The organism is Pedococcus badiiscoriae (assembly GCF_013408925.1).
Taxonomy (GTDB): Bacteria; Actinomycetota; Actinomycetes; order Actinomycetales; family Dermatophilaceae; genus Pedococcus; species Pedococcus badiiscoriae.
Window position 1 is genome coordinate 3,201,745 of sequence record NZ_JACCAB010000001.1, and the last position, 18,726, is coordinate 3,220,470.

The window sequence follows — 18,726 nt, forward strand, 5'->3', positions numbered from 1 at the left end:
CGGCATGAGCACCCGCAGGGACACCGAGTCGGCGCACGTCCACGCCGCCGACTCGCACGACACGATCAGCGTGCTGGGAGCGCGAGAGAACAACCTCAAGGACGTCAACGTCGAGCTCCCCAAGCGCCGGCTCACCGTGTTCACGGGCGTGTCCGGCTCGGGCAAGAGCTCGTTGGTGTTCGCGACCATCGCCGCTGAGTCCCAGCGGCTGATCAACGAGACCTACAGCGCCTTCGTCCAGGGCTTCATGCCGTCGCTGGCCCGTCCCGAGGTCGACCTGCTCGAGGGACTGACGACGGCCATCATCGTGGACCAGGAACGGATGGGTGCGAACCCACGCTCCACGGTCGGCACGGCCACGGACGCCAACGCGATGCTCCGGATCCTGTTCAGCCGGCTCGGCAAGCCCCGCATCGGGCCCCCGACGGCGTTCTCGTTCAACGTCCCGACCCGCAAGGCCAGCGGGGTGATGAGCACCGAGAAGGCTTCCGGGCGGGTCGAGAAGAACATCGTCCGGGACGTGGTCTACCTGGGAGGCATGTGCCCGCGCTGCGAAGGCATGGGCTCGGTCTCCGACTTCGACCTGACGGCGCTGTACGACGACAGCAAGTCGCTGAGCGAGGGCGCGCTGACCATCCCCGGGTACAGCATGGACGGCTGGTACGGGCGGATCTTCAGCGGCGCCGGCTTCGACATGGACAAGCCGATCGCCAAGTTCACCACCAAGGAGCTCAACGACCTGCTCTACAAGGAGCCGACCAAGATCAAGGTCGAGGGCATCAACCTGACGTACGAGGGGCTGATCCCGAAGATCCAGAAGTCGATGCTCTCCAAGGACGTCGACGCCATGCAGCCGCACGTGCGGGCGTTCGTCGAGCGCGCGATCACCTTCCAGACCTGCCCGGAGTGCGACGGGACCCGGCTGACGCCCGAGGCCAGGTCCTCCAAGGTCGCAGGCAAGAACATCGCCGAGCTCTGCGAGATGCAGATCAGTGACCTGGCCGAGTGGGTCCGGGCTCTCGACGAGCCCTCGGTGGGACCTCTGCTCACCGGACTCCAGCACCTCCTGGACTCCTTCGCCGAGATCGGGCTCGGGTACCTCTCGCTCGACCGTCCCGCGGGCACCCTGTCCGGGGGAGAGGCCCAGCGCACCAAGATGATCCGCCACCTCGGGTCCTCGCTCACCGATGTCACCTACGTCTTCGACGAGCCGACGATCGGGCTGCACCCCCACGACATCGAGCGGATGAACGACCTGCTCCTGCAGCTGCGCGACAAGGGCAACACCGTCCTGGTCGTCGAGCACAAGCCGGAGACCATCGCCATCGCCGACCACGTCGTCGACCTCGGCCCGGGCGCCGGCACCGAGGGCGGCAGCGTCTGCTTCGAGGGCAGCGTGGACGGCCTGCGGGGGAGTGACACCATCACCGGCCGCCACCTCGACGACCGCGCCGCGCTCAAGTCGTCGGTCCGCGCACCCTCGGGGACGCTCGAGGTCCGCGGTGCGTCGACGCACAACCTCCGCGACGTGGACGTCGACGTGCCGCTCGGCGTCCTGTGCGTCGTCACCGGCGTCGCAGGCTCGGGCAAGAGCTCGCTGATCCACGGCTCGGTGGCGGGCCGTGACGGAGTCGTGGTGGTCGACCAGGGTGCGATCAGGGGCTCACGTCGCAGCAACCCGGCGACCTACACCGGACTGCTCGAGCCGATCCGCAAGGCGTTCGCGAAGGCCAACGGCGTCAAGCCGGCCCTCTTCAGCTCGAACTCCGAGGGTGCCTGCCCGACCTGCAACGGCGCCGGGGTGATCTTCACCGAGCTGGGGGTGATGGCCACCGTCGAGTCCACCTGTGAGGAGTGCGAGGGCCGCAGGTTCCAGGCGTCCGTCCTGGAGTACACGCTCGGTGGGCGGAACATCGCCGAGGTGCTGGCGATGTCGGTGACCGAGGCCGAGGCGTTCTTCGGCGGCGGTGAGGCCAAGACCCCTGCCGCGCACAAGGTGCTCGACCGGCTCGTGGACGTCGGGCTCGGCTACCTCACCCTGGGCCAGCCGCTGACCACGCTGTCCGGCGGAGAGCGCCAACGCGTCAAGCTGGCGACCCAGATGGCCGAGAAGGGTGATGTCTACGTCCTCGACGAGCCGACCACCGGCCTGCACCTGGCTGACGTGGCGAACCTGCTCGGGCTGCTCGACAGGCTCGTGGAGTCCGGCAAGTCGGTCGTCGTCATCGAGCACCACCAGGCTGTCATGGCGCACGCCGACTGGATCATCGACCTCGGCCCGGGTGCCGGTCACGACGGCGGACGGGTGGTCTTCGAGGGCACACCCGCCCAGCTCGTCGCCGACCGTTCCACCCTGACGGGTGAGCACCTCGCTGCCTATGTCAGCCCAGCTCCACGGTCCTCGGTAGAACGCCGATAATCGACATTATGTCAGTTCCTCCTACCCCGCAGGCTCGAGGACGAGCTCTTCGATGGGCACCGTCACCGGGGTGCGCCTGGGCCGCCTGAACGCCAGCAGCAGGACGACAGCCGCGCCGATCAGCGCCGCCGCGACGCCGAACCCGCGGTCAGCACCCAGGACGAACAGGCCCTTGGCGTGGCCGGTCGCCGAGGGCGACGAGGCCGCACCAGGGCCTGCCGTGGCGAACACCGTGACCAGGACAGCCAGGCCCACGGATCCCCCGACCTGCTGCGTCACGTTGACCAGCCCCGAGGCCACCCCGGCCTCCTGGGGCGCCACCCGGGCCATGCCCGCGGCGGTCAGCGGCACGAACGCCGTGCCGTTGCCGACGGCGAACACCACCATGGAGCTGATCAGCTGGGAGTACGTCGTGTCGACGCCGAGCCTGGTGAGCATGACGAGTCCGGCCGCTGACAGGACCATCCCCACGAGGATGACGGCCCGTCCCCCGAACCGCGGGACGAAGATGCGGGTGGCGAGCTGGGAGCTCACGAACACCGACACCGGGAACGGGACGAACGCCAGGCCGGTGCGCACCGGCGACCACCCCAGCACGAGCTGGAAGTACTGGCTCAGGAAGAAGAACGCGCCCATGCTCCCGGCCACCAGCAACATGCGGGCGACGTAGGCACTGGCTCGCTCGCGGTCGGCAAAGAGGTGCAAGGGCGTGATCGGGTGCGCCACCGCTCGCTCGACGGCGATGAAGGCGGCCAGCAGGACCACGGCGATCGCGAACGAGGCCAGGGCGCCCCCACTCCCCCAGCCGTCTGCGGCCGCACGGATGAACCCGTAGACGAGGGCGGTCATGCCGGCGGTGGACAGCAGGCTGCCGGCATAGTCGATCCGGCCGTGCTGGGCGCGGCTGTTCGGCAGGGCCGTCCGCGACAGCGCGAGCATCACCAGGCCGATGGGCACGTTGACGAACATGACCCAGCGCCACGAGGCGTAGTTGGTCAGCAGGCCGCCGGCGATGAGGCCGATGGCCGCGCCGCTGGCCGACACGATCGTGTAGTAGCCGATGGCACGGGTGCGGTCCTCGGGCTTCGGGTACAGGCCCATCAGGATCGCGAGGGCGGACGGCGCCACGAGGGCGGCCCCCACGCCCTGGGCGGCCCGGGCCAGGAACAGGTGAGCGCCCGCGTCGGCGAACCCGCCGAGCAGCGAGGCGACGGTGAACAGCACCATGCCGACGGCGAAGACGGCACGGCGCCCGAAGAGGTCACCGGCCCGCGCGCCGAGCAGGAGCAGTCCCCCGAACGCGAGGGTGTAGGCGTTGACGACCCACGAGAGGTTGGCCGGTGCGATGTGCAGCGCTTGCTGCATGTCCGGCAAGGCGATGTTCACGATGGCCGCGTCGAGCACGATCATCAGCTGGGTCGTGAGGACGACGGCGAGGGTGAGCCGGGTCCGGGTGGACGAGGCTGGCAACACGGTGGAGCTCATGGATGGAGGTCCTTCCCGGCATGGCGAGCTATGATGGCTCTGAAGCGGAGGATCCCTCCGCGTCGTTGCGAAGGATGAAGCGGAGATCGACTCCGCTTCTGGAGACTATACGGAGGATCCCTCCGTTTATGCAAGGTGGTGGCCAGGATGTCCCCTGACGAGGGCAAGGCGCTGCGTGCGGACGCCGCACGCAACCGGTCGAGGTTGCTCGATGCCGCCACCACCGCCTTCGCCGAGCGCGGGGTTGACACCTCGCTCGACGACATCGCCAAGGCCGCCGAGGTCGGCATCGGCACGTTGTACCGCCACTTCCCCACCCGGGAGGACCTGGTGCTGGGCGTGTACGGCGCGCAGGTCGACGCCCTCGACCAGCGCTCTCGCGAGCTGTCCACCAGCGACGACCCCGGGGAGGCGCTGCGCGAGTGGATGCGCGGGTTCGTCGACTTCTATGCCGTCAAGCAGGGCATGGTGACGCTGCTGCGCACCATGATGAACGGCAGTCGCGCCGGGCAGTTCGACCAGACCCGCGCCACCCTGCGGGAGGCTGCCGAGCGCATCCTCGCCCCGGCGACGGAGGCCGGGGTGATCAGGAAGGACGTGGCCGCGCCGGAGCTCATCCGGGCCCTTGGCGGCATCTGCCTGACCAGTGACCCCAAGAGCACCCCACAGTCCTCGACGCTGGCCCTGGTCGACCTCGTCTACGACGGGTTGCGTTTCGGCGCCACGGCGACGGCCGCAGCCGCGTCGCACTGACGCGAGCCTCTCAACACCGCGCCCTGGAACCCCGCGCTGGACGCCGTGGTTACGGTGGGCGCATGGCTGACACCACGGCATACGAGCTCAACGACGGCACCACGCTGCCGGCGATCGGCTTCGGCACGTACCCGCTGACCGGCGAGGACGGCATCCAGGCGATGGTCAGCGCGCTCGAGGCTGGCTACCGGCTCCTCGACTCGGCGGTGAACTACGGCAACGAGACCGAGGTCGGCGAGGCGGTGCGGCGCTCAGGAGTCCCCCGCGACGAGGTCGCCCTCACCACCAAGATCCCTGGCCGCTTCCACGCCAAAGACCTTGCGCTGCAGTCCCTTCGCGACTCTGCGAAGCGGTTCGGCGTGGACCGGCTCGACGTCGCCCTCATCCACTGGCCCAACCCCAGCCAGGACCTGTACGCCCAGGCGTGGCAGGCCCTCGTCGAGGCGCAGCGCGACGGCCTGGTCCGCACCATCGGCGTCAGCAACTTCACCGGGGCCCACCTGCGCCGCATCATCGACGAGAGCGGCGTGACGCCGGCGGTGAACCAGATCGAGCTGCACCCCTACTTCCCGCAGGAGCAGATGCGGGCCGTCCACGAGGAGCTGGGGATCCGCACCCAGGCGTGGAGTCCGATGGGCAAGCGGGAGGCACCGTTCGACGAGCCCCCGGTGGCCGACGCCGCCGCCGCGCACGGGGTCACCCCGGGCCAGGTGATCCTGCGCTGGCACGTCCAGCTCGGCTCGCTCCCCCTGCCCAAGTCCGCCACCCCGCAACGCCAGCGCGACAACCTCGACGTGTTCGGGTTCGAGCTCACCGAGGCCGAGATGGCTGCCATCACGGCGCTCGGACGTCCGGACGGCCGACTGTTCGGCGGCGACCCGGACACCCACGAGGAGATGTAGCTACTCGAAGGGCGTCGGGTCCCCGGCGCCCACGCGCGCCACCACGGGCGCGCCGTCGGAGTAGTCGATGACCGTCGTCGGCTCGGTGCCGCACTCTCCCGCGTCGATCACCGCATCGACCTGCAGGTCGAGCTCCTCCTTGACCAGCCATCCCTCGGTCATCGGGGCCTGCTCGCCGGGCAGGATCAGCGTGCTCGACAGGATGGGCTCGCCGAGCTCGGCCAGTAGCGCCTGGACGACCCGGTTGTCCGGAATCCGCACGCCCACCGTCTTCTTCTTCGGGTGGAGCAACCGACGAGGCACTTCCTTGGTGGCCGGGAGGATGAACGTGTAGGGCCCTGGGGTCGCGGCCTTGACCGCGCGGAACACCCGGTTGTCGATGTGCACGAGCTGGCCCAGCTGCGCGAAGTCGGCGCACACCAGCGTGAAGTGGTGCTTGTCGTCCAGGTGCCGGATCCGCACGATCCGCTCCTTGCCGTCCTGGTTGCCCAGCGCGCACCCGAGCGCATAGCCCGAGTCCGTCGGATAGGCCACCAGCCCCCCGTCCCGGATGAGCGCGACCGCCTGTCCGATCGCCCGCGGCTGGGGGTCAACGGGGTGGACGTCGAGATACCGGGCCATGACGTGACTGTATGCCGCGTGGGCGCAGCCCGCGCGTACGCACCGGCGCCACGCGGCATACGTGCCGCTCCCGCAGCCGACTATGTTGTTCGGCGTGCGCGCACTCGTGAAGACCCATGCCGGCCCCGGACTCGAGCTGAAGGAGGTCCCGGAACCACAACCCGGACCGAATGACGTGAAGATCCGGGTCCTGCGGGCGGGACTGTGCGGCACCGACCTGCACCTCGAGCAGTGGGACGACTGGGCGGCCTCCACGGTGAAGGCCCCGATGACCATCGGCCACGAGTTCTACGGCGAGGTGGTCGAGGTCGGTGAGGACGTCGACTCGGTGAAGGTCGGCCAGCGGGCCTCCGGCGAGGGGCACATTGTCTGCGGGACCTGCCGCAACTGCCGCGCCGGGCGACGCCACATGTGCATCCACACCAAGGGAATCGGGGTCAACCGCGACGGGGCGTTCGCCGACTACGTCGTCATCCCGGCCTCGAACGTGTGGATCCAGCCCGACGACCTCGACCCCGACCTCGGCGCCGTCTTCGACCCGCTGGGCAACGCCACCCACACCGCGCTGTCGTTCCCGATGGCAGGTGAGGACGTGGTGATCACCGGGGCCGGACCGATCGGGGTGATGGCCGCCGCACTGGCCCGTCACGTCGGCGCCCGGCACGTCGTGGTCACGGACCTCAGCGACTACCGGCTGGAGCTGGCCAAGAACGCCGGAGCGGACCTGGTGGTCAACGTCCGGACCTCCGACCTGGGCGAGGCGATGCGGTCCCTGGGCATGAAGGAGGGCTTCGACATCGGCCTGGAGATGTCGGGAGTGCCGAGCGCCGTCGAGGACATGCTGGCGCACATGAACCACGGCGGTCGGGTGGCCATGCTCGGCCTGCCCAAGGACCCGTTCCCCATCGACTGGGGCCGGGTCATCACCCACATGATCACCATCAAGGGGATCTACGGGCGCGAGATGTACGACACCTGGTACGCGATGAGCTCGATGCTCGGCAACTCCCCGGTGCTCCGCGACCGGATCGCCTCCGTCATCACCCACCGCCTCCCTGCCGACCAGTGGCAGGACGCCTTCGCCGCGGCCCGTTCGGGTCAGTGCGGCAAGGTCATCATGGATTGGAGCTGACCGATGTACGGCACCGTGAAGGACGAGCTGGCCACGACGCTGCGCGAGATCGCGGATGCGGGGCTCTACAAGCACGAGCGCGAGCTGAGCTCGCCGCAGTCCGCCCACATCACGACCGCTCGGGCCGATGGGCTGCGGTCGGAAGCACTCAACTTCTGCGCCAACAACTACCTGGGCCTGGCCGACCACCCGGACGTCGAGGCAGCCGCCGCGAAGGCGTTGCAGGACTGGGGTTTCGGCATGGCCAGCGTGCGCTTCATCTGCGGCACGCAGGAGCTCCACAAGCAGCTGGAGGGGGCGATCTCGCAGTTCCTCCAGATGGAGGACACGATCCTCTACTCGTCCTGCTTCGACGCCAACGGGGGCGTGTTCGAGGTGCTCTTCGGAGCCGATGACGCGATCATCTCCGACGAGCTGAACCACGCCTCGATCATCGACGGCATCCGCCTCTCCAAGGCGAAGCGGTTCCGCTACAAGAACGCGGACATGGCCGACCTGCGCACGCAGCTCGAGGCCGCCGTGGCGGCCGGCGCGCAGCGCAAGGTCGTCGTCACCGACGGCGTGTTCTCGATGGACGGGTTCCTGGCCCCGCTCGACCAGATCTGCGACCTCGCCGACGAGTTCGGGGCGATGGTCCTGGTCGACGACAGCCACGCAGTCGGGTTCGTCGGCGACGGCGGCCGGGGAACACCCGAGCGGTTCGGCGTGATGGATCGGGTCGACATCGTCACCGGCACGCTCGGCAAGGCGCTCGGAGGCGCCTCGGGCGGCTACGTGAGCGCGCACCAGGAGATCGTCGACCTGCTGCGCCAGCGGTCACGGCCGTACCTGTTCTCCAACGCCGTGGCGCCGAGCGTCGCCGCTGGGTCCCTCAAGGCGCTGGAGATCGCGGCCGCTTCGCAGGAGGCTCGCACCCGCCTGCGGTCGAACACCGCCCTGTTCCGCCGTCTGATGACCGAGGCGGAGTTCACCCTGCTGCCGGGCGAGCACCCGATCACCCCGGTCATGTTCCCCGGTGAGGACGGGGCCAGGATGGCCGCCCAGGTCGCCGACGCGATGCTCGAGGAGGGCGTCTACGTCATCGCCTTCTCCTATCCGGTGGTGCCCCAGGGCAAGGCCCGCATCCGCGTGCAGCTGTCCGCCGGGCACTCCGAGGACGACGTCCGGGCCTGCGTCGACGCCTTCGTGGCGGCGCGCGCCCAGGTGGTCTGAGCCGGCCATGGCCAGACTCCTGTACTCGGCCATCGCCTCGCTCGACGGCTACGTCGTCGACGCGAGCGGCAGCTTCCGGTGGGCCGCGCCCAGCGAGGAGGTGCACGCCTTCGTGAACGAGCGCGAGCGGCCCCTCGGGACCTACCTCTACGGCCGGCGGATGTACGAGGTGATGAGGTACTGGGCGCAGGACGGCGCCGACGACTCCAGCGCGATCTCGGCGGACTACCGGCGGATCTGGCAGGCCGCCGACAAGGTCGTGTTCTCGAGGTCGCTCGCGGAGGTCGACACCCCGCGCACCGAGCTGGTCCGCGAGCTCGACCCCGACGACCTCCGGCACCGCAAGGACACCGCGGCGGCTGACCTCGCGATCGGTGGCCCGACGCTGGCAGCCGAGGCGCTGCGGGCGGGCCTCGTCGACGAGGTGTCCCTGTACCTGCACCCGATCTCGGTCGGTGGTGGGACCCCCGCACTGCCCCTGGGCCTGCGGGTCGACCTCGACCTGGTCGAGCAGCACACGTTCGGTGACGGCGTCGTGTTCCTGCGCTACCAGGTCGTCGGTGGCGCCTAGCCTTCGGCGAGCCCGCTGTCGATCGGGGTGCCGATCACCACGGTGCGGCTCACCGTGCACAGCCGGTCGTGCGACATGGCGATCGCCTTGGGCAGCATGTCGCGCGCCGCGTCGCCCGCCTCACCCTCGGGAAAGGTCACCGAGAAGCGGACCTTGAGGTCGCCGAGGTGGTTGCCGTTCTCGTCCCGCAGCTTCTCGCCCTCGGCCGTGACGGTGAAGCTCTGCGGCTCGGCGCGCTTGACGGTGATGAAGTCGACGTCGACGGCACTGCACCCGGCGATGGCCGTCAGCAGCAGCTCGACCGGCGTGAAGCTGTTGTCGTCCCCTCCCCCGATGCGCATGGTCCCGCCACGGACGTTGGTCACCTCGAAGACGCCCTTGGAGACCCGCTCCATGCTGATCGAGCGGTGACCCAGTCCGGTGCCACCCGTCTCTTCGGCCATCAGGCTCCCCATTTCTGCGCCAGTGCGCGGACGACGGTCAGGTTCCGGGCGGTCCCCGGGATCCCGAGGATCTTCTCGATGCGTGCCCCGGTCAGCTTGACCTCGTTGAACGGCACCGAGAACTCCATGAGGACATCCTTGCCGATCACGGTGGCACGCTCCCCCTCGACCTCCCACGCATGCAGCTCCTCGGTGGCCGCCGCGGTCGGCGCGCTGGCGCAGAAGCTGACATAACGACTCACCTCGTGCGGCAGGTGCTCCGGTATGCCGTCGATCGCCTGCACGAGCGCCGGCAGCTCCGCGGGCTTCCGGGCGATCGCGACGATGTCGAAGCCCGCGTGCTCGCCGAGCAGCCGACCCACCTGCTCCTCGACCTTCGCGACGCTGCGCACCGGGGTCGTGAGAAAGACGTTGCCGGTCTGGATGTGAGTCTCGACGTCGCGGAAACCGTTGCCGGACAATACCGTTCGCGCATCGGCCATCCTGAGCTGTCGCTTGCCGACGTTCACCGCCCGCAGGAAGACGACGTATCCCGGCATCAGAGCTCGACCTCGCCGGCGCCAACCGGGTGCACCAGCCCACCGACCCGGACCGTGCCATCCTGCGCGACGCTGAGGTCGAGCAGCGAGGGGCGCCCGACGAGGGCGCCCTGGCTCACGGACCAGTGACCCGACCGGCCCTGGGCCACGAACCACGCACCGAGATTGGAGCAGGCCGAGCCCGTGGCGGGATCCTCCGAGACGGCACTGCCGTCGCTGACCAGCGCCCTCGCCTCGATCCGCCCCTCCCCGGCGGCCGACCACACGTAGACGAGCGTCTCGCCGCCCTGGGCGCCCATCGCGGCATACCGCGAGAGCAGCTCCGGCCTGACCCGGGCTCGGCGGACTGCCTCGACCGAGGCTGCCTGCGCGATGACCTGTGAGGTCCCCACGCTCACCTGCTGGGCGGGCCCGACGAGGTCGTCCGGGGCGAGCCCGATGGCCTGCGCCAGGTCCTCGAGGTCCAGCTCGGCCTCGATCCGTCCGGCGTTCGCGGTGAGCGTCCAGTGGTCGCCCTCGGCGTCGACCGGGATCGCCCCGGCCGGCATCGACAACCCGAACCGGTCGCCCAGTCCATGGAGCCCGCGCGCCACGTGGGCGGCCCCCAGGGTCGGGTGTCCGGCGAAGGGCATCTCGAAGGTCGTCGTGAAGATCCGCACCCCGGCGTCCGCGCCGTCCCGCGGCCCCACGAGGAAGGTCGTCTCGGAGAGGTTGAACTGTCGGGCCAGGCCCTGGAGCTGGTCGTCCGACAGGCGCGACCCGTCCTCGAAGACGCACAGCGGGTTGCCCGAGAACGGGTCGGCGGCGAGGGCGAAGACGTTGAGCAACCGGTACCTCAGGCGCATGCGCCCACTCTGTCATGCTGGCTCGGTGACCTCGCCGCCATCGCCGCCGACCGGCCGTCTCGTCCTGCTGCGCCACGGCGAGACCGAGTGGTCGAAGTCCGGTCGGCACACCGGGCGGACCGACATCCCGCTGACGCCGCACGGTGAGGAGCTGGCCCGGCAGTCGGGCCGACTCGTGGCGGGCTACGACTTCGTGCTCACCCTCAGCTCCTCGTTGCAGCGGGCCCGCCGGACCGCCGAGCTCGCCGGGCTGTCGCCCGAGGTGGACGACGACCTGCTGGAGTGGGACTACGGCGGCTACGAGGGCCTGACGACCGCCCAGATCCGCGAGCAGCTGGGCTACGACTGGACGGTGTTCCGCGACGGCGTCCCAGCTGGAGCGACCCCCGGCGAGACGGTGGAGGAGGTCGCTGCCCGGGCGTCACGCGTGGTCAAGCGCGCCGTCGCCGCGATGGCCGACGGGGACGTGGCCCTGGTCGGGCACGGGCACTGCCTGCGGGTGCTGACCAGCGTCTTCCTGCGCCAGGAACCGCGACTGGGTGCGCAGCTGCTCCTCGACGCCGGATCGGTCAGCGTGCTGCAGTTCGAGCGCGAGCAGCCGGCCATCCGGGTGTGGAACCACGGTCCGGCCGTCACCGGCCACTAGTGCTCGTGGTGCGGGTCCGAGGGGGCCGCACCACCGTGAGGTCCGCCCTGCGTGGGGTCGGCAGCGACACCGGAGCACCCGGAACCCGTGCCGCCGGAACGGGATCGGGGTCGGTCGGCCAGTCCGGCGCCCCTGCGGCGTCGAAGAGCGCCACGGCGCTGTGGTCCCCCGTCGTGAAGCGCGGGCCGTACCTCACTCCACCGCTCCCCGCCTCGTCGAAGGCGCGCGCCCACGCCTGGGGCACGGCATACGGGACCATCGACTCGAGCTCACGGGTGACGCCGAAGTCGGCCGCACGGGTGTCCTGCACGTCGGCGAGCTCGCGGGACGCGACGAGGCGCAGCCGGGACATCACCGAGGTCTCCAGCAGGCTCTCGGGCACCGCCTGCGAGCCGCCGAGGACGGGTCCGAGGCGTTCGCGCAGCGCGCTGAGCGGGTCCAGCGCCACGTAACAGGTGCCGCGCGGCGCCGGGAGGTCGAACCGGCCGCTCCCGTCGTTGCCGAACCACCACGGCCCGCGGTCGGACCGGTGCGCGCGGAACAGGTCCGCCTGCTCGTCCACGAGGTATGCCGGGAAGCCGGCCAGCGAGGCGGGTGGCGGTCCCAGTGCGGCGCGCTCGCGCGAGGTCACGCCGCCCACTGGGCCGCGTCGGCGACCGCGGCGGAGGCCACCCGGGACACAGCCGTCGGTGACGAGCGGTGGACGACGAGGTAGTCGACCGCGCTGTGCCCGTCGAAGACCTCGGACGGGGTCGTCAGCCAGGCCCCGATCGACCAGCCGTCCACTCCCCTGCGGCTGAATGCCCCGACGGCATCCTGCACCCCGGGGCGGACGGCACCGTTGCGCCCGAACTGCAGGGACGGGTAGACGAGGTGACCGTCGGCCGTCCGGCAGGCGAGCACGGTGCCACGCCGGACCCGGTCGAACAGGGCCTGGCGTGAGATGCCGAGCCACGCCACCAGCCCGGCCGTGTCGTAGAACGGGCCGAGCGGCTGGTCGAGCGGGTGCACCGTGGGCAGGGCGGCGAGCATCCGGTCGGCCAGGTCCTCCACGTCACCGAGCTCCAGGCGACGCCCCTGCGTCGCGAGCTCGGCGGCACGCTGCTCGATCCTGAGGCGGACCGCCTCGGTCAGCGCGTCCACCGCCGTCGTGGTGCGGGTCCGTGGGGTCATCCGCTGCCTCGCGATGCGTCAAGGGTGTCAAGGTCTGAGAACACCGTAGCGCCTGGGTCGGACAACGCCCGGGGTCAGGGCAGCGGCCAGGTGTGCACCGGTTCGTTGCTGTGCATGTGCTTGGCGTAGAGCCGCAGCATCTCGGCGAGTGCCGTCTGCCGGTCCATGCCGGCCGCCTCGAGCCGGTCGACCGTGCCGCTCTGCCAGGTGGCGCCGTTGGTGCTGGTCTTGCAGCGGCCCTCGATGACGGACAGGTAGCGGTCGCGGACGGCCTCGGAGACCCCCCAGTCGGCCAGCCCCTCGTGGGCCATCGGCAGCAGGTGGCGCAGCACCAGCTCCTCCGCCCTGACCTCGCCGAACCCCGGCCAGTACAGCTTCGACTCGATCCCGTCACGGGCGGCGTTGTGGAAGTTCTGCTCGGCGGCGGCGAAGCTCATCTTGGTCCAGAGCGGGCGGTCGTCGGACGCGAGCTTGCGGATGACGCCGTAGTAGAAGGCGGCGTTGGCCAGGACGTCGACCAGGGTCGGTCCGGCCGGCAGGACGCGGTTCTCCACGCGCAGGTGGGGCGTGCCGTCGACGATGTCGTAGATGGGGCGGTTCCAGCGGTAGACCGTGCCGTTGTGCAGCCGCAGCTCGGGCAGCGACGGAGCCTGGCCCGCGTCGAGCAGCGCGACCGGGTCCTCGTCGCTGACCTCGGCGAGCAGGGCCGGGAAGTACCGGACGTTCTCCTCGAAGAGGTCGAAGATCGAGGTGATCCAGCGCTCCCCGAAGAAGACACGTGGCCGCACACCCTGGTTCTTGAGCTCGATGCTGCGCGTGTCGGTGGCCTGGCTGAACAGCTCGATCCGGGTCTCGGCGTGCAGCCGCTTGCCGAAGAAGTAGGGCGAGTTGGCGGCGAGGGCGATCTGCGGTGCCACCAGGGCCTGGGCAGCGTTCCAGTGGGCGGCGAAGTCCTGGGGCGCGACCTGGAGGTGCAGCTGCACGCTCGTGCACGCGGACTCGGGGGCGATCGAGTCGCAGTAGGTCGCGACGCGCTCTCCCGTCGGCCCCTCGATGTCGAGGTAGATGTCCTCGCCCCGGGCGTAGAAGATCGAGTCGTTGAGGGCGGTGTAGCGGTTGTTCGCGCTGATCCACTCGCCCTCGAAGTGCTCGGGCATGATCGTGGGCAGGATCCCCACGGCGACGATGTGGGCGCCCCGCTTCTCCGCGGCAGCACTGGCCGCATTGAGGGAGGCGCGCATCTCGTCCTCGAGCTCGATGGCCGAGTCGCCGGGCAACGGCCTGGGCGGGACGTTGAGCTCGATGTTGTACTGCGCGAGCTCGGTCTGGTACCCGGGATCGGCGATCGCCTCCAGGACCTCAGCATTGGCGAACTTCGGCTGGTAGCCGTCGTCGACGAGGTTGAGCTCGATCTCCATCCCGGTCATCGGCCGTTCGAACTCGAACTGGCTCTGCGCGAGCATGCGCTCGAAGACGTCGAGGTTCTGCCGCACCTTCTCGCGGTAGCGCTGGCGCTGCTCGCGCGTGTAGCTCTGCGCGTTGACCTCTTCGCCCACGGGACCTCCTCGGTCTGGCGGCTGCGTCATGGGTGGGGCTGCGTCATGGGTGGGGCTGCGTCGTTCGTGGAGCTGTGATGACCTAACCATGCGCAGGGCGCGCCTGCCAACGGCTGTCGGTGTGCGCTCCTAGCCTTCAGGTGTGCGGTTCCTCCACTCCTCCGACTGGCACCTGGGGCGTTCGTTCCACCAGGTGGGGCTGCTCGACGCCCAGGCGCGTTTCGTCGACCACCTCGTCGAGACGGTGCGTTCAGAGGGGGTCGACGCCGTCCTGGTGTCCGGTGACGTCTACGACCGCGCGCTTCCCTCCCCCGACACCGTCGAGCTCCTGTCGACCGCCGTCACGCGGCTCATCGATGCGGGGGCCGCGGTGATCCTCTCGAGCGGCAACCACGACTCGGCCATCCGGCTCGGGTTCGCCAGTGAGCTGCTGTCCCGCGCCGGGCTGCACATCCGCACCTCCGTCGACTCGATCGGGCTGCCGGTCGTCGTCGACGGCGTGGCCGTCTATCCCCTGCCCTACCTCGAGCCTGCCGTGGCCGCCGACCCGCTGGGCGCCACGGAGCGGTCGCACGCCGGGGTGCTGCGTGCGGCGATGGCCAGGGTCGACGCGGACAGGGCGGCGCGGGGTGCACCGTCGGTGGTGATGGCTCACGCGTTCGTCACCGGCGGGGCCACCAGCGACTCCGAGCGCGACATCTCGGTCGGTGGGGTTTGCGCCGTCCACCCGGAGGTCTTCGGCGGCGCCGACTACGTGGCACTCGGTCACCTGCACGGGCGTCAGCGGGTCAGCGAGGGCGCGCGCTACAGCGGGTCCCCGGTCCCGCTCTCCTTCAGCGAGGCCGGACACACCAAGGGTTCCTGGCTGGTGGACATCGAGGCGTCCGGGGACGGTGACACCGTGGTGCGGGTCGAGGCAGTCGACGCGCCGGTCGCACGCCCACTGGCCGTCCTGCGCGGCGACATCGACCTGCTGCTCACCGACCCTGCCCTGACCCCCGCCGAACGTGCCTGGTGCCAGGTGACGCTGACCGACCCCATCCGTCCCCTCGGGGCGATGGAGCAGCTCAGGCGGCGTTTCCCCCACACGCTGGTGCTTCAGTTCGACCCCCAGGGGGCGCCGGTGCCCGTGCGCAGCTACGCGCAGCGCACCACAGCGGAGTCCGACCTCGACGTGTGCTGCTCGTTCCTCGGCCACGTGCGCAGCGGCCACGGACCGTCCGAGGAAGAGCAGTCGGTGCTGGCGGCCGCCGTCGAGGCCGTCCGCATCCAACGTGCCGGCGACGATGACGAGGGCCAGCTCCCGCTCTCCGTGAGCAGGCCGCAGCGAGGCGTGGCATGAGGCTCCATCGACTCCAGGCGACCGCCTTCGGGCCCTTCGCCACGAAGGTGGAGGTCGACCTCGACGCCGTGTCGGCCGGGGGCCTCTTCCTGATCAGGGGCGCGACGGGGGCGGGCAAGACCAGCCTGCTCGACGCTGTCGCGTTCGCCCTGTATGCCGACGTCCCCGGCGCCCGCTCGAAGAAGCAGCTGCACAGCGACCACGCGGACCGCGGGGTCGTGCCCAGCGTGACGCTCGAGTTCACCGCCGGGGGGCGGCGCCTCAAGATCGAGCGTTCGCCGGAGTTCCGGCGTCCCAAGTCCCGGGGGAAGGGAGAGACCACGGTGCAGGCCAAGGCTGTGCTGTGGGAACGCCGCGGCACCGACTGGGTTGCGCTCAGCACGCGTCACGACGAGATCGCGGACGTCGTCAAGGACGTCCTCGGCATGGGGCTCGAGCAGTTCAGCAAGGTCGTGCTGCTTCCCCAGGGAGACTTCGCCGCGTTCCTGCGAGCCACGCCGGAGGAACGCCGATCGTTGCTCGAGCGCCTCTTCGACGTCTCGTCCTTCGCCGGGATCGAGGACTGGTTCGCCGTGCAGCGCAAGGACTCCGCGGCCGCGGTCGCCGAGCACCGGGCCGCGCTGAACGCCGACCTCGCCGTGCTGGCGGACGTCCTGGCCGACGCACCGGCGATCGAGGCGGGCGCGCAGCACTGGTCCGAGCTGCCGGTGGACCAGCTCCCGGCCGCCCTCGAGGCAGCTCGGCAGGCACTCGACGAGGCGTCGACCGCCAGGCTGGCCGCGGTCGACGCCACCCGCTTGGCGGACGAGACGGCCGCCACCGCTCACGCCGTGGCCTCGGAGACCGTTGCCCGTCGTTCTCGCGGGCTTGCGGCGCGGGCCACCTTGGCTGCCCTCGCGGCGGAGGCCGAGCTGCGGGACGCCCACACTGCCAGGATCCAGCTCGCCGAGCGGGCCGCGACGGTTGCCGGCGACCTCAAGGCCCTCGACCGGGTGACCAGCGCGCTGGAGTCGGCCCGACGAGGCGTCGAGGCGACTCGCCCGGATGTGGCCCGGTGGGCGCTCGAGGGCAGGGGCGCCGAGGCGGTCCAGCAGGTCGTCGAGCGCCTGGAGGCCGGAACGCTTGTCCTGTCGACCGCACAGCGGGCGCAGCTGGCCCTGCACGAACGCGCACGGGCCCTCACCGGGCTCGAGCGCGACCTCACCACCACGACGGAGCGGGTCGAGCAGTCCACCCGGGCGGAGGCCGCGGCACGAGCCGAGCTGGTCGAGGCGACCTCCACCCTGGCCGCCGCCGAGCAGGGTGCGGCACGACTCGAGGGCGCCACGGCGCGGCTCGAGCGCGCCCGGGCGTTGCTCTTGGCGCGCCTCAGCCTCGACGAGGCCCTCGCGCGGCACCGGACCTGTCAGGCCCAGCTGGCCGAGCACCGCTCGACGGCGCAGGACCTGCGGGACGTCTACCAGGACCGCCGGCAGGCGCGCCTCGACGCCATGGCCGGCGAGCTGGCCAGCCGCCTCGAGCGGGGCCAGCCCTGCCCGGTCTGTGGGGCCAGTGAACATCCCCACCTCGCATCGTCCACCGATCTCGTGACGGCCGACCAGGTCTCCGAGGCGGAAGACCAGTGGCAGCGCGCCGCGGCCCAGGTGGCGCAGACCGAACGCACCGAGGCAGCGATCGCGGCGACCGTGGTCCAGCTCCGCGAGCAGCTCGCGGACGAGTCCGGCGACCAGGCGCACCTCGAGGCGGCCGTCGCGCTGGCCCGACAGGAGCTCGACGACGCGTCGGCACTGGCCCAGTCCGTCGAGGGAGCCCGCACCCGGGTGGCGACCCTCGCGGAGTCCGTCGACGCCATAGCCACCACGCTCTCGGACGATCGCCAGAGGTGCTCGACCCTCACCTCGCGGATCGCAGACGCGACCGCCGAGCTGGAGGCGGTGCGGGCGGCCCTCACCGAGGCACTGGACGAGCACGCCGCACACTGCCCGTGCGCCGAGGCCGGGGACCGACACTCGTCGGACACGTCAGCCCTGCTGGATCCCGAGGCGCTGACCGCCACTGGCACCCATCACGCGAGGGCCGTCACGGCGGCCACCACGCACGCAGCCGCCGTCGAGGAGCTGCACCGGGCCGAGCGCGATGCCGACGGCGTCGCGTCGGCGACCGACGAGTCGTTCCGTGCTGCCGGGTTCTCCAGCGCCGACGAGGCGCGCGCCGGACGGCTCCCGGAGGTGGAGGTTGTGCGGCTGCGCGAGGCCGTGGCCGCCTACGACGAAGCCGCCCTGGTGGCCCGCACCACGCTGGCCGACCCCGAGGTGGGCAAGGCCCTCGAGTCCGCCGAGGTCGACATCGCCGCCCTGGCCGTGGCGCGGGAGGCCGCGCACAGCGCCCACACGGCCGCCGTCGCCGCCGACACGTTGGTGCGCCGGACGATCGCCGGGCTCGACCGCGTGCGCGGCAGCATCAGCGACCTGTGCGGGCGGATCGTGAAGGCCGAGGCACACCACCAGGTGATCCGCGAGCTCGCCGACACCGTGGCTGGCACCAGCGCGAGCAACGAGCTGCGGATGCGCCTGTCCGCGTTCGTCCTGGCGGCTCGCTTGGAGAAGGTCGCGACGCTGGCGAACGAGCGGCTCGCGCACATGGGTGAGGGCCGCTACCAGCTTCGTCACACCGACGGGCTCGCGGCCCGTGGCGCCCGCAGTGGCCTCGGCCTGGAGGTGCTCGACTTGTGGACAGGTCAGGCGCGAGCGACCACCTCACTGTCCGGTGGTGAGTCGTTCATGGCCTCGCTCGCCCTCGCCCTGGGGCTGGCCGACGCCGTCCGCGAGGAGGCAGGTGGGTTCGACCTCCAGACACTCTTCGTCGACGAGGGGTTCGGCACCCTCGACGACGAGAGCCTCGAACAGGTGATGGCCGTGCTCGACGACCTGCGCGAGGGGGGCAGGGCCGTCGGGGTGGTCAGCCACGTCGCCGAGCTCCGCACCCGGATCACCAGCCAGGTCGTGGTCCGCAAGACCGAGCGCGGCTCGTCGGTGCAGGTGACCAGCACCGACGAGGCCGCGCCAGCCGCCTGACCGTCGCGCTCTG

The 18,726-nt window shown here is 70.9% G+C and carries 17 protein-coding genes; 9 read left to right on the top strand and 8 right to left on the bottom strand.

All coding sequences use genetic code 11. From position 1 onward, the window contains the following. Positions 1–4 precede the first annotated feature (4 nt). Complete coding sequence (locus BJ986_RS15105) at positions 5–2,419, top strand: ATP-binding cassette domain-containing protein (RefSeq protein WP_179423019.1); 2,415 nt, start codon at positions 5–7, stop codon at positions 2,417–2,419. Positions 2,420–2,440: 21 nt separating this feature from the next. Here BJ986_RS15105 and BJ986_RS15110 read toward each other — a convergent pair whose 3' ends face one another. After that, positions 2,441–3,904 carry an MFS transporter gene (locus BJ986_RS15110; protein WP_179423021.1) on the bottom strand — a complete coding sequence of 488 codons (1,464 nt, stop codon included), beginning with the start codon at positions 3,902–3,904 and terminating at the stop codon, positions 2,441–2,443. 147 nt (positions 3,905–4,051) lie between these two features. On the opposite strand from BJ986_RS15110, the gene BJ986_RS15115 reads away from it, so the two are divergent. Together BJ986_RS15115 and BJ986_RS15120 are read left to right on the top strand one after the other, a co-directional pair. Next, positions 4,052–4,657 (top strand): TetR/AcrR family transcriptional regulator, encoded by a 606-nt coding sequence (locus BJ986_RS15115; RefSeq protein ID WP_179423023.1) that lies wholly within the window; start codon positions 4,052–4,054, stop codon positions 4,655–4,657. Positions 4,658–4,719: 62 nt separating this feature from the next. Beyond that, positions 4,720–5,559, top strand: a complete 840-nt coding sequence (locus tag BJ986_RS15120) for an aldo/keto reductase (RefSeq protein ID WP_179423025.1) — start codon at positions 4,720–4,722, stop codon at positions 5,557–5,559. Here BJ986_RS15120 and BJ986_RS15125 read toward each other — a convergent pair whose 3' ends face one another. Beyond that, positions 5,560–6,180, bottom strand: coding sequence for an L-threonylcarbamoyladenylate synthase (locus BJ986_RS15125; RefSeq protein WP_179423027.1), 621 nt, complete (start codon positions 6,178–6,180; stop codon positions 5,560–5,562). A gap of 94 nt (positions 6,181–6,274) precedes the next feature. On the opposite strand from BJ986_RS15125, the gene tdh reads away from it, so the two are divergent. The 3 genes from tdh to BJ986_RS15140 are packed head-to-tail and all read left to right on the top strand — an operon-like array spanning position 6,275 to position 9,095. Continuing rightward, positions 6,275–7,312 (top strand): L-threonine 3-dehydrogenase, encoded by a 1,038-nt coding sequence (tdh, locus tag BJ986_RS15130; RefSeq protein WP_179423029.1) that lies wholly within the window; start codon positions 6,275–6,277, stop codon positions 7,310–7,312. Between the two features lie 3 nt (positions 7,313–7,315). Continuing rightward, on the top strand, positions 7,316–8,524 hold the full coding sequence (locus tag BJ986_RS15135; RefSeq protein ID WP_179423031.1) for a glycine C-acetyltransferase: 1,209 nt from the start codon (positions 7,316–7,318) through the stop codon (positions 8,522–8,524). 7 nt (positions 8,525–8,531) lie between these two features. Further along, positions 8,532–9,095, top strand: a complete 564-nt coding sequence (locus BJ986_RS15140; protein ID WP_179423033.1) for a dihydrofolate reductase family protein — start codon at positions 8,532–8,534, stop codon at positions 9,093–9,095. On the opposite strand, the gene BJ986_RS15145 is transcribed toward BJ986_RS15140, so the two are convergent. The 3 genes from BJ986_RS15145 to BJ986_RS15155 are packed head-to-tail and all read right to left on the bottom strand — an operon-like array spanning position 9,092 to position 10,922. Next, positions 9,092–9,538 (bottom strand): OsmC family protein, encoded by a 447-nt coding sequence (locus BJ986_RS15145; protein WP_179423035.1) that lies wholly within the window; start codon positions 9,536–9,538, stop codon positions 9,092–9,094. The two genes, BJ986_RS15140 and BJ986_RS15145, sit on opposite strands and share 4 nt — an antisense overlap. After that, positions 9,538–10,077 carry a DUF1697 domain-containing protein gene (locus BJ986_RS15150; RefSeq protein ID WP_179423037.1) on the bottom strand — a complete coding sequence of 180 codons (540 nt, stop codon included), beginning with the start codon at positions 10,075–10,077 and terminating at the stop codon, positions 9,538–9,540. Before BJ986_RS15150 ends, BJ986_RS15145 begins: the two co-directional genes overlap by 1 nt. Continuing rightward, positions 10,077–10,922, bottom strand: a complete 846-nt coding sequence (locus BJ986_RS15155) for a PhzF family phenazine biosynthesis protein (protein WP_179423039.1) — start codon at positions 10,920–10,922, stop codon at positions 10,077–10,079. The genes BJ986_RS15150 and BJ986_RS15155 overlap by 1 nt, the downstream gene beginning before the upstream one ends. 25 nt (positions 10,923–10,947) lie before the next feature. On the opposite strand from BJ986_RS15155, the gene BJ986_RS15160 reads away from it, so the two are divergent. After that, positions 10,948–11,568, top strand: a complete 621-nt coding sequence (locus BJ986_RS15160; protein ID WP_337795402.1) for a histidine phosphatase family protein — start codon at positions 10,948–10,950, stop codon at positions 11,566–11,568. Here BJ986_RS15160 and BJ986_RS15165 read toward each other — a convergent pair. The 3 genes from BJ986_RS15165 to BJ986_RS15175 all read right to left on the bottom strand — a co-directional run bounded on the left by BJ986_RS15165 (position 11,555) and on the right by BJ986_RS15175 (position 14,297). Further along, positions 11,555–12,199 carry an RES domain-containing protein gene (locus tag BJ986_RS15165; protein WP_179423043.1) on the bottom strand — a complete coding sequence of 215 codons (645 nt, stop codon included), beginning with the start codon at positions 12,197–12,199 and terminating at the stop codon, positions 11,555–11,557. The genes BJ986_RS15160 and BJ986_RS15165 overlap by 14 nt on opposite strands. Then, positions 12,196–12,741 (bottom strand): hypothetical protein, encoded by a 546-nt coding sequence (locus BJ986_RS15170; RefSeq protein WP_179423045.1) that lies wholly within the window; start codon positions 12,739–12,741, stop codon positions 12,196–12,198. Before BJ986_RS15170 ends, BJ986_RS15165 begins: the two co-directional genes overlap by 4 nt. 74 nt (positions 12,742–12,815) lie before the next feature. Beyond that, complete coding sequence (locus BJ986_RS15175; protein WP_179423047.1) at positions 12,816–14,297, bottom strand: glutamate-cysteine ligase family protein; 1,482 nt, start codon at positions 14,295–14,297, stop codon at positions 12,816–12,818. Positions 14,298–14,439: 142 nt separating this feature from the next. Here BJ986_RS15175 and BJ986_RS15180 point away from each other — a divergent pair, with 142 nt between their 5' ends. Then, positions 14,440–15,639 carry an exonuclease SbcCD subunit D C-terminal domain-containing protein gene (locus BJ986_RS15180; RefSeq protein ID WP_179423049.1) on the top strand — a complete coding sequence of 400 codons (1,200 nt, stop codon included), beginning with the start codon at positions 14,440–14,442 and terminating at the stop codon, positions 15,637–15,639. Beyond that, the gene (locus BJ986_RS15185; RefSeq protein WP_179423051.1) at positions 15,636–18,713 is read left to right on the top strand and encodes an AAA family ATPase; all 3,078 of its coding nucleotides are present in this window, start codon (positions 15,636–15,638) and stop codon (positions 18,711–18,713) included. The genes BJ986_RS15180 and BJ986_RS15185 overlap by 4 nt, the downstream gene beginning before the upstream one ends. Positions 18,714–18,726: the final 13 nt, after the last annotated feature.

What these genes read in the sequence shown, in the direction of transcription:
- BJ986_RS15105 (WP_179423019.1), top strand. Translation starts at nt 5, where the DNA reads ATGAGCACCCGCAGGGACACCGAGTCGGCGCACGTCCACGCCGCCGAC.
- BJ986_RS15110 (WP_179423021.1), bottom strand. Translation starts at nt 3,904, where the DNA reads ATGAGCTCCACCGTGTTGCCAGCCTCGTCCACCCGGACCCGGCTCACC.
- BJ986_RS15115 (WP_179423023.1), top strand. Translation starts at nt 4,052, where the DNA reads ATGTCCCCTGACGAGGGCAAGGCGCTGCGTGCGGACGCCGCACGCAAC.
- BJ986_RS15120 (WP_179423025.1), top strand. Translation starts at nt 4,720, where the DNA reads ATGGCTGACACCACGGCATACGAGCTCAACGACGGCACCACGCTGCCG.
- BJ986_RS15125 (WP_179423027.1), bottom strand. Translation starts at nt 6,180, where the DNA reads ATGGCCCGGTATCTCGACGTCCACCCCGTTGACCCCCAGCCGCGGGCG.
- BJ986_RS15135 (WP_179423031.1), top strand. Translation starts at nt 7,316, where the DNA reads ATGTACGGCACCGTGAAGGACGAGCTGGCCACGACGCTGCGCGAGATC.
- BJ986_RS15140 (WP_179423033.1), top strand. Translation starts at nt 8,532, where the DNA reads ATGGCCAGACTCCTGTACTCGGCCATCGCCTCGCTCGACGGCTACGTC.
- BJ986_RS15145 (WP_179423035.1), bottom strand. Translation starts at nt 9,538, where the DNA reads ATGGCCGAAGAGACGGGTGGCACCGGACTGGGTCACCGCTCGATCAGC.
- BJ986_RS15150 (WP_179423037.1), bottom strand. Translation starts at nt 10,077, where the DNA reads ATGCCGGGATACGTCGTCTTCCTGCGGGCGGTGAACGTCGGCAAGCGA.
- BJ986_RS15155 (WP_179423039.1), bottom strand. Translation starts at nt 10,922, where the DNA reads ATGCGCCTGAGGTACCGGTTGCTCAACGTCTTCGCCCTCGCCGCCGAC.
- BJ986_RS15170 (WP_179423045.1), bottom strand. Translation starts at nt 12,741, where the DNA reads ATGACCCCACGGACCCGCACCACGACGGCGGTGGACGCGCTGACCGAG.
- BJ986_RS15185 (WP_179423051.1), top strand. Translation starts at nt 15,636, where the DNA reads ATGAGGCTCCATCGACTCCAGGCGACCGCCTTCGGGCCCTTCGCCACG.